The organism is Microbispora sp. H10949 (genome assembly GCF_014161435.1).
In the GTDB taxonomy this organism is placed as follows: domain Bacteria; phylum Actinomycetota; class Actinomycetes; order Streptosporangiales; family Streptosporangiaceae; genus Microbispora; species Microbispora triticiradicis.
Window position 1 is genome coordinate 104,451 of the sequence record NZ_JABBWZ010000004.1, and the last position, 14,890, is coordinate 119,340.

The following is a 14,890-nucleotide window of genomic DNA, read 5'->3' on the forward strand; positions in this document are numbered from 1 at the left end:
CACCCCTGGCCCCCGATGGCAAGGCCCGACGAAGGAGGCTGCGGCAGCCGATCGCCCAACCCCTGTACGGCGAGAACCGAAGTCGGCTATCGTCCCGCCCAAGCCACTGAACCTTGATCCCAGGAAAGCCAAAGCCTGGCCGAAGCTCAGCGGTGACGTCCCGCACGGTGGCCTGTGATCGCCCAACGCGGTGTAACTGTACGGGCTGCCAGACAGCAGTGCGCTGTCGACGTCGCCTGGCCGTCAGGGGCCTGGGCGAAGCAGGTTGGGGTTGTCCCGGCCTCCGGGGACGCGCACGATGATGACGTGGCAGGGTGTGGTCTCGCCGGGCCGTTGGACGGTTTCGATCCAGATGCTGTCGAACAGGTTGATGGCGCCTTCGGCGGCGACGGTCTTGTCCAGGGCGAGAAGTATGGCAAACGCGGCGCTGGTGTTCTGGTATTCGGCTGCTTGCGCCACGTAGGCGCGAAGCCCGGTTTTACTCGCGTCGTCTTCCTCGATCTTGCACTCGACGTTGAACTGCGCGGTGTTGAAGGTGAACAGGATGTCAGCGCGGCCGCCGCCTTTGTCGATGACTTCGGAGTGCACCTGCCTGAACAGCGCGGAGAAGGTGAGGACTTCCCGGTAGTGCTGGTGGAAGAGCGCTTCGTCGACCTTCTGCTTCTTGCCGTCTTTGTCGCGCAACCGCAAGTACTCGGTGTAGCCACCGCCCATCTTCCGGCCGATGTCGTAGCACAGGTAGGCGTAGCGGACGGTGGCGTCCAGCAGGCTCTGGAACGGCTCGGCAATTCCGGGTATCCAGTCCGGGGAGGTCTGGAGCCGGGTGATCAGGCCGTTCATCAATCGCACGTACTTGGCATCGGCGATTGAGGAGGCGAAATCATCGCTGTCACGCAGCGCGAGTTCTAGCTTGTCCAGGACATCGTCAGGGGTCTGGTGGGCGAGGATCAGGAAGTAATCGGGGAGCTGGCGCGCGAGTTGCCGCCAGCGGCGTTCTTTTCCCCGGTCGGCCGGAGGAAGGGCAGGGTCGCTTCCACTGGGGGCGGTCGACCGGGCGGACAGGGCGGCGTACAGGCGCTGAGCGGCGGGATCGTCGCGTAGGTCCTCATCGTGGGTAAGGGCGTATTCGAGAGTTCGTCTGCGGTTCTCCTGCTGCAGAAAGGTGTCCTCGATGACGGGAGCCACGAGGGTCTCCACGACGGGCATGGCCGGGGTGTCGGTAAGGACGAGCACGGTGTGGTGGGCTGTGTAGGCGGCCAGCAAGGCGGTGAGAATGTCGTGCCCGTCGCCATACCAGGGGTCGTCGTGGCCTATATGCCGGGCCGCCTGGTCCAGAAGCGTTGTCAGCTGGGCCCAGGCGGTGATGTCGTCTTGGCGGCCGCTGGCCCAGGACGGTGTCGTGGTGCGCAATCGCCATGAACGGTACCGCTGCAGGTTCTTCCGCAGCGTGTCTGCCGCGGCGGCGACCCGCTGCGGGCCGTCCGGAGCGGACAGGCCCAGCAGGCCGTCGATGCCGGCCCGGTAGATTTGGGCATCGATGCGGTCAGGGTCGACCGCGGTGAGGTCGGTAAACCGCTGCCGACAGTCGCGGAGCCGGTCGGCCATCGTGGCATAGTCCGGCTGTTGCAGCGCGGTCCGGATATCGGCCAGCGCGAGCTCGAAGGCCGCGTCACGGAAGAGGTGGTCGAAGGGCAGGCACCGCTCGAGGGCCTCGTACAGGCCGGCTGCGGGGTGGTGGGCGTCCAAGACGCCCAGCAGCCGGGGCAGGCGGGCGGCGAACTCGACCGGCAGCACGGCGGGGTCCTCGGTGACCTCGTCCATGGCGCCCAGCAACCGGGCGGGACTAATCGTCTGTGACAGCGCCAGCTGGACGAGGAAGTCGGCAGCCTCAGCTCCGATAAGAGCGGCAGCGGGGTCGTCGCCAGCGTCCTGGGCGTCGGTGAGGCGGCGCACAAGGATCTTGGTCAGCCGGACGCCCAGGGTGCGGGCCAGAGCGGGGCGATGGGTGAGGGCGTCGACGGCGCCTGCGAAGGCCGCGTGCTGGGTCGTGGCCGCCAGGCCCGCGAGGAGGAGGTCGTGGAGTTCCGCCTCGTCTCCCGGCTCATGCTCCAGCTGGTGGGCGAGTGCCAGGACGAGGTGGTCAAGGAAGGGCCCGTTAGTGAAGTAGGCCGCAGCGGCCAAGACCTCGTCCTTGCCTCCCAGGTCGGTCAGGGTCGGCCCGTTGCGGCGGGCCTCGGCCGGGACGCTGCGTGCCCACATGGTGATGCGCTGGTCCATGGGATGCATGCTGTCCCTCCCTACCGTCCTGCCCCGCCGGGCCTAGTGGCGTTGTAGCCCTAGAACAGTTCGCGGCCGTCGACGCCCGTCACGATACGGTCCCTGGGGAAGATGTCCCAGACGGCGCTTTCGATCGAAGTAATGATCATTTGCATGCCGGGAATGTCGTTGCCAGTGTCGTAAAGAGTCTGTATGACCTGATGGGCGGTTTCGGGGACAACTTCATCGGCGGTGGGGGCGTCGATGAGCAGGAGCCCGGGATGGGAGGCGATGCCCCGGCGGCGTCCGACCCGGACCATCCCGACGACCGCCGCGATCCTCATCCGGAGCCGGTCGACGGGGCTGAAGGACGCATAAGGGTGCTTTGCGCCGGACTTGATGGCGTTCAGGTGGCCGGCCAGGTTGAGGTTGACGCTGCCGAGGTTGGTCACGCCCAACGCTTGGGCGATGGCGAGGATCTCACCGTTGAGCTCGGTGAACAGGGCCCGGCTGTGGGTGTCGACAACTTCTTTGACGACCTCGGTGGCTACGGCCAGGACCCGCTCGTCGGTGAGCGGCTGCGGCCCGGCCGACCGGGCCGGCTGAGCGCGCTCCGACAAGATCGCGGCCAGCGCGGGAAGCGCCCTGGTGGTCTCGCCGGCCGCCAGCGTCAACGCGCCCTGCAGCTGGAACACCTCATTCTGGGTCTGTTCCAGCAGGGTGAACGCCTCATCGGACCGCGCCGCAGTCAGGGCCGCGGTCGCCTCCGCATAGGTTGTGCGGGCACGCTCCAGCACGCGGGCGGCCTGATCCGCCGCGGCTTTGAAGCGGGTCTCGGCGGCCTGTGAGGCGGCCAAACGGTTGTCGATGCGAGTAAGGGCCGCTTGCGCCGCCTCCGGATCGTCTGGTTTGTCCGGCAGCGGGTTGGCGCAGACGGAGCACCGGTGGTCCGTGTCCTCGATGGCCCGGCGGGCGTCATCGATGTCGTGGTCGCAGCGCGGGCATGCCTCAGGATCCAGGGCACCCAGGAGCAGCCGCGCGGCGCTGCTCTGCCGGGCGCGCCGGGCCGCCCGCTGGTCGATCAGCCTGTTCTTGCGGGCGGCCTCGAGTTGGTCGGCCGCGATCTGATGAGCTTCCTGGCAGGAGACGACCTTGGTGGCCGCGCGTTCTACGGCCTGCAGCAACGCGGAAATGTCCGGCTGTGCGTCTCGCAGGCCGCGTAGCCGCTGCTGGGCGTCGGCCAGCGCGGCGCGCAGCGGCTCGGCCTTCTGCTCCCGGGCCCGGGTGTCTTCGTCGGCGCGTCGCGCAACCCTGCTCTCCTCCTGCAGTTCCGCTTTGCGCGCGGTGACCAGGCGCGTCAGCTCTGACGCGTAGGGGACGTCCAGGAACAGTTGCATGAGCCGCACTGGCAGCTGGCCGACCGTCGTGGGCCCCAGAAGGATCGTATCGTTGGCCGAGTTCAGCGCCAGCGCGTAGAAGAAGCTCGACCAGCCATGCACATCCTCGATACTGTCGCGCTGCCCATCCTCGCCCTTCGGCGCGCCGGGTTCAGCCCTCCACACCGAGATTGGGCGCAGGCCGAGCCTGTCCATCATGAAACGGCTGATCAGCGCCTCGACCTCCGGCGGTTCGGCCTCCGACACCACACGCACACCGGGCCCCTCCTCACTGCGGCCCTCAAGGGCCAGCAGAGCAGGCAGACTGTCGGCGCTTAGAAGACGGGCGTGCGGGCGGCCAGGCCGTTCGAAGGTGAGCCGGACCGACCCCGCCACCCCGCCGACCTCGACGTCAGCGCGTACGTAGTGGAACCAGCCGACCGTCTCGGGCCGCCGGAACCCCGGAAAACCCTCGCCGCGCAAAGCGAAGCTCAACGCCCACAGGATGCTCGACTTCCCCGCGGAGTTGATCTCGCTGGCGATCACCCACGGCCCCGGCCCCAGCGGAATATCCAGGGTGAACGGGCCGTCCTTAGCGGCGGTCCCGGTGCGCTTGACCCCTTCGCAGTACAGGCGGTGCACCACCAGTTCACGGCGGGCCGGCAGCGGGGGCGTCAGATCGAGGCCATGTGCGGCGAGGATCGCAGTGACCTCCTCGAGGTCGGCGTCGCCTAGCCTGGTGGTAATGCGCCGGTGCAGCTCGCTCTCCGACGGAACAGACAGGTCCTCACTCATGGACGGCCCCCTGCGAGGTCGCTTCGCGCAGCGCGGTCAGCCGCTCCCGCGCCCGGTCGGCGATCGATGGGATGATCTCTCCCAGCGGCGTCTGGGCGTAGTCACGCTGCAGGTACTGTCGATTGCGCAGCGCGAGCGCCGTGTGGCCGGTCGCCTCGGCTAAGGCGCGCACCAGCAGTGCCCGTTCGGTGTACCAGGCCAGTTCGGGGAATTGGGCGGTGGCCTGATCGGCGATTTGGCGGCCCTTGCCGGTCAGGTAGTAACTGTCCTGGATGACGCGGGTCTGGCTGCGGCGCTGCCGGACGACCACTAGGCGCGGGGCGGCCAGCACGCTCAATGCCCGATCCAGATACTCGAACGCTCCGAACAGATACCGCAGCATCGGGATCGCGCAGACTTCGGGCTCGTCGGAATCCAGGATCTGACCCGCCAGGTCCAGGAGGATCATCTCGCCGCTGCGCTCGTAGTCGTTCAACAGCTCATCAGCGAGGTAGTCGGGGTTTCTCAGCCAGAAGTCGAGTTTCTGCAGACGGCTCTCCGCGTGCACGACGGCCACCGCGTTCGCCGGGACATCAGGCCCAACCGGAGTGCCGACAGGATCGGCCACGGCCGCGATGAGCAGCAGCAGTCGGATCGCGTCAGAAAATCGATCGCCCTCAGAATCCGCAGACACTCACACAACGTAGCCACGGCGGTGCAGGCGATCAACCGGTTGCAGCGACCCCGGTATGAAAGGTACACATTGGAGATCCGGGGCCGCCGCGCGGCCGGTCGCCAGGACGCCGCCGCCTGCTCTGCCGACTGTCCGCACCGACATCCCCGACTGGCAGGCACCGTCGATCTGCAGACAGGCCAGGTGAGGGAAGAGAACCGCGAGCAACTCCGAGATCGGCACATGGGGACAGGGCGTCGGCCCCGCACCCGCGGGAATGCTCCGGTGCAGACCCTGCGGTCGGCGTTGCAGGAGCTGTTGGCCCCGCGCCCGCGGGGATGCTCCGACGTCGGTGGCGGAGTTCCGCGCCGCGGCGGCGTCGGCCCCGCGCCCGCGGGGATGCTCCCACGTAGGCGGGGGTGTGCAGGACGTCGGGTGAGTCGGCCCCGCGCCCGCGGGAATGCTCCTCACATTGTCGGCTGCCCGCTGGAGTGCTCGTAGTCGGCCCCCAGCCCGCGGGGATGCTCCTCCGTCGGTGGCCGGGACGGTGACGATGGAGTGGTCGGCCCCGCGCCCGCGGGGATACTCCCAACGGTTTGGATTGCCTTCGCTTTCCGGCGCGGTCGGCCCCGCGCCCGCGAGGATACTCCCTTCGGGGCCGCGGCGAACTTCACGATCCTGGCGTCGGCCCCGCGCCCGCGGGGATGCTCCGGGCTACCAGGCGGTCACTGGTGTGGCCGAGTGGTCGGCCCCGCGCCCGCGGGGATGCTCCTTCGGCTGGGCATCGGAGGATCACCGCGACGTCGTCGGCCCCGCACCCGCGGGGATGCTCCGGACGGCGCCAAGATGGGCGCCGGGTCCTCGGAGTCGGCCCCGCGCCCGCGGGGATCCTCCGACCCCCACGAGGTCCTCCGCGCCACCCTCCCGGTCGGCCCCGCACCCGCGGGGATACTCCACTGCGGCGGGTACGGAAGTGACCGTCGCTGTCGTCGGCCCACGCCTGCAGAGGTGATCTCACTTACGCCCGCCGAGAGCTGCACGAGATCAAGACTGCCTGTCCACTGGATGCTCCTGCCCTCAGCCGGAGCACACCGATGGGCTCAAGTGAAATTCGCCCGCGAGACCGGCGTTCTTGACCAGGCGGCCCCATCGAGGGCTGCGTGCGGAGACCCGGGCGATGGCTACGCCGGTCTCGCGGACCGCTTCCCCCGCAAGGACATCTGAACTGGTGGGTTTGACGGTGTCGGCAACCACCAGCACCGCGCGGGCCGAGCCGTCCCAGCCGACCGCCACTGCCGTACGACCCGCCGTCTGGGCCTCCTCAAGGGCTCGTCCGAGGTCGGGAGTCAGATACTGGGACCACTCAGCGAGCAGCGCCGGGCGGCCGACCAGGACGGCGTGTCCCCCGACGATCCCCTGCACGCCCAGCCCCTCAACGTTGGCGAACTCCTCGGGGGTCGAGAGGTCGACGCGATCCGGCTGTCGCGGCGCACGCTGCGCACGATCAAGGGCAAAGCGCCCCGGGCAGATCGATCCGGCCCCGCCGAGCGGGTTGGGCTGAGGCCGGCACGGCGAACGGCAGGGCGACCAGCACCGCGACGCCGACGGGGACGTTGGACGAAGAAGACCCATTCCCAACCCGGGCCGGCCGTCAGCGCACCGCCCAGGATGACCCCCGCAGCCGAACCGATGCCACCCAGAGCAGCCCAGACGCCCAGCGCTTTGTTGCGCTCGGCAGGCGCCGCGTCGGGTGTAGGCGTCGACCTCGCGGAAGTACATGTCGAGCTGCTTGATGCTGCAGGCGGGGTCGACCGACTCCGTCGGCGCCAGCGACGCCGCGGCGCTCGTGACGGAGGCGGGCGCGGGCGTGCCGGCGGCGGCCAGGCTGGGGCTGGGCGTGGTGCTGCAGGCGTTCAGCGCGGCCGCCAGAGCGGCCAGGGAGAGCACGCGACGCATCGGCGGGACTCCAGCGGACGGGTCGTAGGATGCGCTCACAGGGCCAGCGGTTGCCTAGCTATACCGAACGGGCAGGCTAGAACACCTGCCGCCTTCTATCTGCGCCTCTACGCTGGCGGACCATGGCGATTTTCCGCTCCCGCCGCTTAGAGGACATCCTCGGCACACAACTTGAGGCCGACGCCATCACGTACGCGCACGTTGAGCGCCTGAAGGCTGGCCAGATCCCCGAAGCCACAGATCTGGATTTCAAGAAGACGCTGTACGGCAACAGCAGCACAGACAAGCGCGATCTTTGTGGTGACGTCGCTGCTCAGGCCAACACGCGTGGCGGTCTCATCGTCCTCGGCGTCGACGAGATCAAGCAGGACGGACTCGGAGTAGCCTCCGATATCCCGGGGGTTGCTCTGTCCGAGAATGAGACCAGCCGCATGCTCAACATCCTTCGCACAGGATTGGCCCCGTTCCCTGCCTACGAGATCGTCCCGGTGCCCGACCCCGCCCGGCCCGGCCTCGGCTGCTACCTGATCATCGTGCCACGCAGTCCTCGTTACCCCATCGGTGTAGCGATCAACGACGGCTACCGCTACCCGTTCCGCAACGGCGCCACCATCGGCTACCTGTCAGAGCCGGACATCGAGACCGCGTACCGCGCCAGGTGGGCCGCCGCGGTCGCGCAGAAGGAACGGGCGGAGCAGATCGAACGAGAAGCGGCCCAGCGTCGTGGCCCCTCAGATATCTGGCTGGTCATGTCGCTCGTGCCCGACATACCCGGGGCGTTGACCATCGACAACTCGGCCTATCAGGCCTACCGCGAGGAGCAGTTGCAAACACCAACCCTCATCGTTGGAGGAAGTCAGTGGGCCCGCGTGCTGGTGGGCCCTCGTCGTTACCGGCTGGACGGGACTTGGGACCTCAGCGAGCGCCTGGCCAACTCTTTCCAGGCCGAACTACACACCGACGGAGCAGGAGTCTTCGCAGCCCAAGCCCCGATCATCCATCCTCAGAGCGAACTACAGCGCCAAGACCCTGACATGGTCAGTGACGAGGCAATCGCCATCGACATACTGTCCGGTTTACGACTGCTCGCGCGGCATGCGCGTGACGTCACAGCGGCGGCCGGCGGCGCGACCGTCCGGGCCTACCTCCATCACATCGACCACAGCAGACCGGTTCGTGTAGGCCACAGCCGTCACGGCAACCGGATACAGATAGGACAGATCGTGCCCGCTGGTGAACTGCTGCCCGCCGAGGTCGCCGCGCCTCTCGATGACCTTGCGGACGATGGGCCGCCTCTGGTCTCGGCGGCAGGAATCCTCGCCTCTGGGCTCGTCCAGGTCTTCTCCATGGCCGAGATAGCCCAGTTCACCGCTCAGGGAGAGATCCGAAAGGGTTACTGGAGTCGTGGACGCCTAGAAGCCGTGCAGGTATGGGCGGCGCAGGCAGGGGTGGCGGTTACGAACGCGGCGGTTGGATCGTAGCGGGGGCATTCATCGCGGCGTCGCATCTGGTGCTGACGGCTCCCGTCTGGGCTGCGGCTAGGAATCGTGTCGCCAGGGCCCGACGGCCTTACCGACGGGTAACCGCGAGAAGAATCGAGGGATGGGCGTCTTCGGCGGCTTGATCGCTTGGTGGAACACGATCGACTGGTCCAAGGCGGAGTGGGGGCCGGTGCCCGCGTGGCTCGGGCTCACCTTGACCTTGATCACCGTATTCGGCTCGTTGATCGCGTGGTGGTGGCGACGTAAGGTCCGGCGGGTCCGCCGCGCTATGGGGCCCGCTCAAGACCTCCGTGCGGCGCTTCACACGACGCGTCTGGCTTTGCAGGACATCGTGGTAGAGCCACGGCGGAGCCCGTGGTTCATTGACGAGGACCGCCGCGAGACGGCTCAGACGCTCCGCGATCTCGCAGGTCGCCTCGACGACCGGAAGCTTCGAGCACAGCTGACGAAAGCCTCCGGCGCCTGGGATGCGGCATTCGCGTCGGCCCCCGGCGCGGATGGCTTCTGGGCGATGTACGAGGGCGATGCCGAACCAGTTACGCCTCGAACCGCTGTGGACCGTGCACAGGACGGGCCCCGATTCGAGAAGCAGGGGGAGCATGCGCGCGCTGGGCTCGACGCGGTGGAGGACGCCCTCACTCGCCTGAATCAGCTCGAGCGCAAGACCGTCGGCCGGCCTTAGGACCTGGCGGTCTCCGCGTACCGCTGGGCGTGGGGTGCGCGCCCGACTCTCTGCCACGGGTGCCACGCCCGTACCACCCCAGGTGCCACGAAGAGGTGCCACTACCAAGCAGGGACCTCGACCGAGATAGGCTCAGCCAGCTCGTTGCAGGTCACCGAAAGCTGGCGTGGGGCGACCTGGAGCCCGCCCACAACGTAGCCGAACGGCACCGACGCCCCCGGTTGAATCGTGACGTCGTGGGGAGGGTCAACCAGGATGTTCTCAACAGGCGCCACAGTCACCCCGGTCGCCGTCTCCGTCCCCGTGTTCCTGAGCTGCACGCGCTCCTTCGACAGGCGTTCCAGCTCCCACATGATGGTGGGCCTCATGTCCCTGATCGCTTCGATCTCGGTGAGCTGCTCAGATGCCAGAGCGGAACGCTCGGCGGCTCGGGCTGAACGGTCGCCCGACTCCGCCGCACGCACGGCGGCATCCGCAGACCGTTTGGCCTCTTCTGCGGAAAGCTCAGCGGCCTCGGCAGCGGTCCGCTGGTGACTCAATCCCAGCCAAGAGACAACGAGCGCGGCGAGCGCCACGACGAAGGCGCCACCCGCGATGTACACCGCAGCGACGTCAGTCCATTGGGGATCACTGAGTTTGGGCACCGTCGCTCCCGGTCTTAGGACGCATCGTCATGGGGTCGCCCCCAGAGAGCTGCATGCCGGGGAAGGCCGGCGGTGTGAGGTCCGGATGCCAAGCGGCGATCTCTCTATTCGCGACGCCGAGCTCGCCGTCGCTGGTAACTGTGAGGGGCCGGCCCGATCCGTGCCGGTCGATCCCCCAGGCGACGACCCGCTGGACCCAGTCAGCGTCGTCGTGATTCGTGATCATCCATCCGTCTCCCGGGACGAACGCGATGAACTCCTCGCTATGCCGGCTCAGGCCGTCGAATCCCGCCTTGTCACGGGCGCGGATCAGTTTCCGTTCGCTTGCAATGAGGGGCTCACCTTCGTCGTCGAAGGCGATGACGGGCTCGTAGTAGATCTTGGTTCCCGAGCCCCCACGGTCGGGGTTGAAGCCTGCTGTGTAGCCGTGTGCGGGGATCAGGTGTCGACGCTCGGCCGGGGGGATGTCGCTCATGTGGGTCAGCATTTACGAGAAGACCGTCGGCTGGCGCCCCACTTGCAAGATTCGACGGGATACAGGAGGGGATGCGCGACCTGCCTCACGGGGTCATCACCGGCCTGCCCTAGCGGCCCGCCCCGCTAGACCTAGCGGGGCGGCTAGCGCGCAAAGACACCTCTGAACTGGCACCTAGCCTTCTAGTACTACATGCCTAGATCGCTCGTGGCGATCGTCTGATTTCTCTGCGTGACAGGGTTGGGGTGTGTGACGGTATCGGCATGCCCCAGCCTCACGAGAGCACAGGCGCGGTGACCTCCGCGGATTTGGACGCATGGCAGTCGGAATTCGAACGGGTGTGTACGCGCTTCGAGGGCCGGTGGTTCCGGACGGAGTCGCGTGAGCATTTCCGCCAGTATCTGCGGGGACTGCTGGCCCCGCTGGCGCGTAAGAACTCCTGGACGATCTCGGAGTTCACCGGCGAGTGCAGGCCCACGGCGATTCAGCGGTTCATCAATCTGACCCCGTGGGATGCCGATGGGCTGCGTGATGAGGTGCGCGCCTACGCGATGGAGCACTTCGCCGACGAACGCGCGGTACTGATCGCCGACCCGACCGGGTTCGCCAAGACCCGTGTTCGACGTAATTCGGTGTCCTGGAGGACCGGATTCGGGGTGTGGCCTGCGAGGATATGGGTTTGGCCGCCTGGAGGGCGTTTCTCTAGGCGGCGATGTTGTGGCTGGTCAGCGGGGTGGGCTGAAGGTCGAGGACCTGCTTGGGGCGGGGGATGCCAAGCTTGGCGAGCAGGTCGCTCTGCGCCTTGGTGAGGCCGGTGACCTGCCGGAAGGTGCCCGTGGGGCCGGTGAAGGTCCCGACGTGAAGGCGCTGGAGCTCGCGGCGGGCCTGAGGCCAGGTCATACCGGTCTGGGTCTCAACGATGCGGATGAGCAGCAGGGCGAGCCAGCACAAGATGACGTGGGCACGGATGCGTTCTTCGAGCCGGTGATAGACCGGCCGCAGGTCGATGATCTGCTTCATGTCGCGCCAGCCGCGCTCGACTTCCAGAAGCTGCTTGTAGCCCAAGGCGATGTCCTCGGCGCTCAGGTGAGGGTCACTGCAGCGCAGCAGGTACTTGCCGTCGAGGTTGGCCTCGGTCTTGACCTTGGCGTTGTCGATGCGGAGCTTGCCGGCGGGGGTGATGCGCAGGTAGCGGTTCAGGCCGGCCTGGCGAGGCATCGCCACCCGCTACGACAAGACCCCTACGAGCTATCTCGCTGGCCTCCACCTCCGCGCCGCGATGATCTGGATCAGAGACCTCACCCGGGCCACCTCTTGATCACAACCCGATACGCGCCCTAGTCGCGGTGGTCGGTACATCGGACATCGTCGCCGTGTGAGTCCGGACCAGAGTTGCGCCGAAGCGAAGTTGGATCCTTGACGAAGCTTGGACCTATCCTCAGGCGCCAGTACCGGTCCGACGGCCTCGTACGCGCCCCCGATAGCATCACGGTCAGGCTCGTCCCCGTGTCAATTCAGTTCTCCGAGAAGTCCCGCCTTCTTAACCAGGCGGCCCCAACGCGGGCTACGGGCAAAGGCCCGAGCGATGGAAACGCCGCTAGGTAGGTCTCCGTCTGCATGGCGGTTCTGCTGGGCCCATCTCCAGGCCTCTCGCTGCAGGACCCGGCCGTTCGCGTTGTGCTCAGCGGGCATGGCGTCTTCCCGAGCATCTTGCTGGTCCGCGGGGTCAGCATCGGTATCAGGATCAGGGCTGAGAACCGGCAGATCTTGAATCTCTGCCCGTCCTCCTGCAGAGCGGCGGATCTGGGACATCAGGAGCTCATAGCTGCCGATCAAGGCCAGTGACGGCCAGGCCGCGATGATGCGGCCGATCAGGCTCGGCTCGGCAACGGCGACGTTCGCGCCGAGGCTGGCGAGACTTCCGACCACGAGCAGGCTCCACGCCAGCAGGCCGCCGCAGGAGCCGCACCGGTTGGCCAGGAGGATGGACATCGAGGCAACGACAATCAGGCCGTCGACGGCGAGCGGGATGAGTACCGCTGCAAGGTGGTCCTCCCCGTGGCGCAGGCAGAGCTCGTGCATGTGACGGAACGAGACGATCGCGGCGATCAAAGCGACCAGCAGCACGCCGCCCGTCGACGTACGCCGAATCCAGCGGTTGGGAGACGACGGCATCGTGTTCATCCCTCCGCTACCACTCGGAGGGTACGGACACGACGTTTCGGGAGGGGCCGGACCGTCTCAATGGTGAGCTGTCGAGCACGAACTACCTGGTCAGAGGAGGTGTCTCCAGTTTCCCTATTTCTGGGTCCCTCGCCGGGGGCACGTACCGAATCTCGGCGCAGGCGCCCCTTGTCGTACCCCGGTCGTACGCTACATGGCGATGGGTACACGAGGTGTAGAAGGCGCTTACCAGGGCGCGCTCCGGGCGTTCCAGAATCCGATGCTCGCCCTGCTCCACCAGACGCACGCGCCGTTCGTCGTGACGGTGCTGGCGATGGTCTTCACCGCGGAGCGGCCGAGGGTGGCGGTGGCGGACTCGCACGCGGAGATCAACGACGCTCTTGACCAGTTGCGGGCCGCGGGCTACGGCGACGAGGACAACCAGCCGCTGCCCACCGGGAACGCACGGGACCTGTGCAGGCAGTGGGTGCAGGCCGGCTGGTTGGTACGGCAGGTGTCCGACGACGACGTCGAGGTGTACCGGCTGTCCGCGTACGGCGTCGGTGCGCTCGAGGTCGCCGGGCGGGTCGGCGGAGCGCGGACCAGGGTGTCGGAGTCCCGGGTCAGGACCCTGCTGGAGGCGATCGAGCGACTCGCGCAGGACGCCGATCCGGACAAGACGGCCCGGATAGCGCGCCTCCACGAGGAGATCCGGCACCGTCAGAAGGAGCTCACCCGGCTTGAGCAGGGTGGCGTCGTCGAGACCGTCGAGGACGAGCAGCTGCTTGAGGCGGCCGAGAACGTGCTGCACCTGGCTCGGGAACTGCCTGCGGACTTCGCCCGCGTGGCGGAGTCGATCAAAGCCATCCAGCGCGACGTCGTCGCCGAGTTGCGGCACGACGCGCGGCCGACCGGTGAGGTGCTCCGCGAGTACCTGGCCCGCGGCCGGCGCATCCTGGACGCGACACCGGAGGGCCGTGCGTTCGCGGGGGCGTTGCGTCTGATCGGCGACCCGGCGCAGATCGAGGACCTGTGGAACCAGCTGCGCACGGTGCTGCGGCACCGGTTCACCGGTCTGCTGCCGGAGCAGCAGCGGCGGGAGCTCACCGAGATCTCGCGCCGGATCGAGCAGGGCGTCAAGGAGGTGCTGACCGCGCAGCGGCAGGCATCCCATGTGATCACCACTCAGGTCCGCAACCACGATCCGATGCGGGATCGCCAGGTGGACGAGCTCCTGAGGGACGTGATGTCCGGTCTCCACAAGTGGGTTCCCGGTTCACGCCGCGGTGAGGCCGTCGAGCCGCTCCGTCGCCTGCCGGTGGCCGATGTCGGAAACCTGCGGCAGCGGACGAGCGACCTGCGGCCACCACAGCCGCCCGCGCCGTTGGCGGAATGGGACGAGGCCGAGGACATGCCGGCCGCGGACACCCGGGCATGGGGTGGCCCTCGGTACGCCGAGTTGCGCGCGCACCTGGCGTCGTTCGCGGGTGACGCGGACAGCGTGGACGTCATGGCCGCGTTCCGCGCTGCGGGCGAGGACATCCGGCGGCCGGTCGACCTGCTCGGCCTGCTGGAAATCGCCCACGACGCAGGGATGACCGAGACGGCCGAGGTCGCGGTGGTCGACACGGTCCGGCCCGACCGGACCCGGCGACGGTTCGCTCTCGGCGGTGTGGTGGCGGCGAACCCGGCGAGCGCGGACAGGAGAGATGGCGATGAGTGAGCCGGACGGCGCCGACGACGGCTGGTCGGCGGGCACGCGGACCGGGTTCATCGACCCGATCTCGATGGAGGACGATCCAGCCGGATTGTTCGCCGGCGACGCGGGCACGCTGGACGCGGACGTGCGGCGGGTGCTGGTCCAGCTGTTGCGGCGCAAGTTCCTGCTGGCCGAGAAGAACCCCGCGCAGTGGCGCACGTTGCTGGAGAACCAGCAGATCATCGAATCGCGGATGCACGACCTGTTCGTCCGGCTCGTGGTCGACCACGACCGAGGCGTCGCCTACAAGCAACAGGTGCGCTCGGTGGAACTGGACGTGCCGATCCTGCTCAAGGACGACCCCTACACCCGGGCCGAGACCTTGGTGCTGGTGCACCTGCGGACCGTCTTCCAACGGGAGCGCGGCACGGGCGAGGTGTCCGCAAGGGTGGACATCGAGGAGCTGGAGCAGACCGTGCTGACCTACTTCGATCCGAACGACCACAATCTGGCCCGCGGCCAGCAGGAGATCCGCAACGCGGTGCAGCGGCTGGTCACCGAAGGTCTGCTCACGGAGGAGTCCGCAGGCCGTTATCGGATCACCCCGATGGTGGAGGTCGTGCTGAGTACCGCGAGGCTCGCCGAACTGGAGCAGTGGTTGCGCGAACAGAACGAGGCCACGACGTGAGC

At 67.8% G+C, this 14,890-nt stretch carries 13 protein-coding genes, 1 pseudogene and 1 CRISPR repeat array; of the genes and pseudogenes, 6 read left to right on the plus strand and 8 right to left on the minus strand.

Features of this window, described 5'->3' with window-relative positions; genetic code table 11:
* Positions 1-243 precede the first annotated feature (243 nt).
* The 4 genes and pseudogenes from HHX40_RS10935 to HHX40_RS10950 all read right to left on the minus strand — a co-directional run.
* Positions 244-2,277, minus strand: coding sequence for a hypothetical protein (locus HHX40_RS10935; RefSeq protein ID WP_182880466.1), 2,034 nt, complete (start codon positions 2,275-2,277; stop codon positions 244-246).
* Between the two features lie 59 nt (positions 2,278-2,336).
* Complete coding sequence (locus HHX40_RS10940) at positions 2,337-4,427, minus strand: ATP-binding protein (protein WP_182880467.1); 2,091 nt, start codon at positions 4,425-4,427, stop codon at positions 2,337-2,339.
* On the minus strand, positions 4,420-5,100 hold the full coding sequence (locus HHX40_RS10945; RefSeq protein WP_182880468.1) for a hypothetical protein: 681 nt from the start codon (positions 5,098-5,100) through the stop codon (positions 4,420-4,422). The genes HHX40_RS10940 and HHX40_RS10945 overlap by 8 nt, the downstream gene beginning before the upstream one ends.
* Before the next feature lie 235 nt (positions 5,101-5,335).
* Positions 5,336-6,034: a CRISPR direct-repeat array (repeat unit 28 nt; unit sequence GTCGGCCCCGCGCCCGCGGGGATGCTCC).
* 254 nt (positions 6,035-6,288) lie between these two features.
* A pseudogene (locus HHX40_RS10950) lies at positions 6,289-6,546 on the minus strand (heavy metal translocating P-type ATPase); the annotation flags it as partial.
* 310 nt (positions 6,547-6,856) lie between these two features.
* Between HHX40_RS10950 and HHX40_RS10955 the strand changes: the two are divergent.
* From HHX40_RS10955 to HHX40_RS10965, 3 genes are all read left to right on the plus strand, one after another.
* Positions 6,857-7,063: a hypothetical protein gene (locus HHX40_RS10955; protein ID WP_182880469.1), complete on the plus strand. Its 207-nt coding sequence runs from the start codon at positions 6,857-6,859 to the stop codon at positions 7,061-7,063.
* Between the two features lie 94 nt (positions 7,064-7,157).
* On the plus strand, positions 7,158-8,516 hold the full coding sequence (locus HHX40_RS10960) for a helix-turn-helix domain-containing protein (protein ID WP_182880470.1): 1,359 nt from the start codon (positions 7,158-7,160) through the stop codon (positions 8,514-8,516).
* A gap of 121 nt (positions 8,517-8,637) precedes the next feature.
* Positions 8,638-9,219, plus strand: coding sequence for a hypothetical protein (locus tag HHX40_RS10965; RefSeq protein WP_182880471.1), 582 nt, complete (start codon positions 8,638-8,640; stop codon positions 9,217-9,219).
* Positions 9,220-9,320: 101 nt separating this feature from the next.
* On the opposite strand, the gene HHX40_RS10970 is transcribed toward HHX40_RS10965, so the two are convergent.
* On the minus strand, positions 9,321-9,863 hold the full coding sequence (locus HHX40_RS10970) for a hypothetical protein (protein ID WP_182880472.1): 543 nt from the start codon (positions 9,861-9,863) through the stop codon (positions 9,321-9,323).
* Entirely contained in the window at positions 9,847-10,338 is a 492-nt protein-coding gene (locus tag HHX40_RS10975) for a hypothetical protein (RefSeq protein WP_182880473.1), read from the minus strand. Before HHX40_RS10975 ends, HHX40_RS10970 begins: the two co-directional genes overlap by 17 nt.
* 263 nt (positions 10,339-10,601) lie before the next feature.
* Here HHX40_RS10975 and HHX40_RS38165 point away from each other — a divergent pair, with 263 nt between their 5' ends.
* Complete coding sequence (locus HHX40_RS38165) at positions 10,602-11,147, plus strand: transposase (RefSeq protein ID WP_396787766.1); 546 nt, start codon at positions 10,602-10,604, stop codon at positions 11,145-11,147.
* Here the strand turns inward: HHX40_RS38165 and HHX40_RS10985 are convergent.
* Both HHX40_RS10985 and HHX40_RS10990 read right to left on the minus strand, forming a co-directional pair.
* Entirely contained in the window at positions 11,041-11,562 is a 522-nt protein-coding gene (locus HHX40_RS10985) for a hypothetical protein (protein ID WP_220499006.1), read from the minus strand. The two genes, HHX40_RS38165 and HHX40_RS10985, sit on opposite strands and share 107 nt — an antisense overlap.
* 285 nt (positions 11,563-11,847) lie before the next feature.
* The gene (locus tag HHX40_RS10990; RefSeq protein ID WP_182880475.1) at positions 11,848-12,522 is read right to left on the minus strand and encodes a DUF2637 domain-containing protein; all 675 of its coding nucleotides are present in this window, start codon (positions 12,520-12,522) and stop codon (positions 11,848-11,850) included.
* 199 nt (positions 12,523-12,721) lie between these two features.
* On the opposite strand from HHX40_RS10990, the gene HHX40_RS10995 reads away from it, so the two are divergent.
* Together HHX40_RS10995 and HHX40_RS11000 are read left to right on the plus strand one after the other, a co-directional pair.
* The gene (locus HHX40_RS10995) at positions 12,722-14,224 is read left to right on the plus strand and encodes a DUF3375 domain-containing protein (protein WP_182880476.1); all 1,503 of its coding nucleotides are present in this window, start codon (positions 12,722-12,724) and stop codon (positions 14,222-14,224) included.
* Positions 14,217-14,888: a DUF4194 domain-containing protein gene (locus tag HHX40_RS11000; RefSeq protein WP_182880477.1), complete on the plus strand. Its 672-nt coding sequence runs from the start codon at positions 14,217-14,219 to the stop codon at positions 14,886-14,888. The genes HHX40_RS10995 and HHX40_RS11000 overlap by 8 nt, the downstream gene beginning before the upstream one ends.
* Positions 14,889-14,890: the final 2 nt, after the last annotated feature.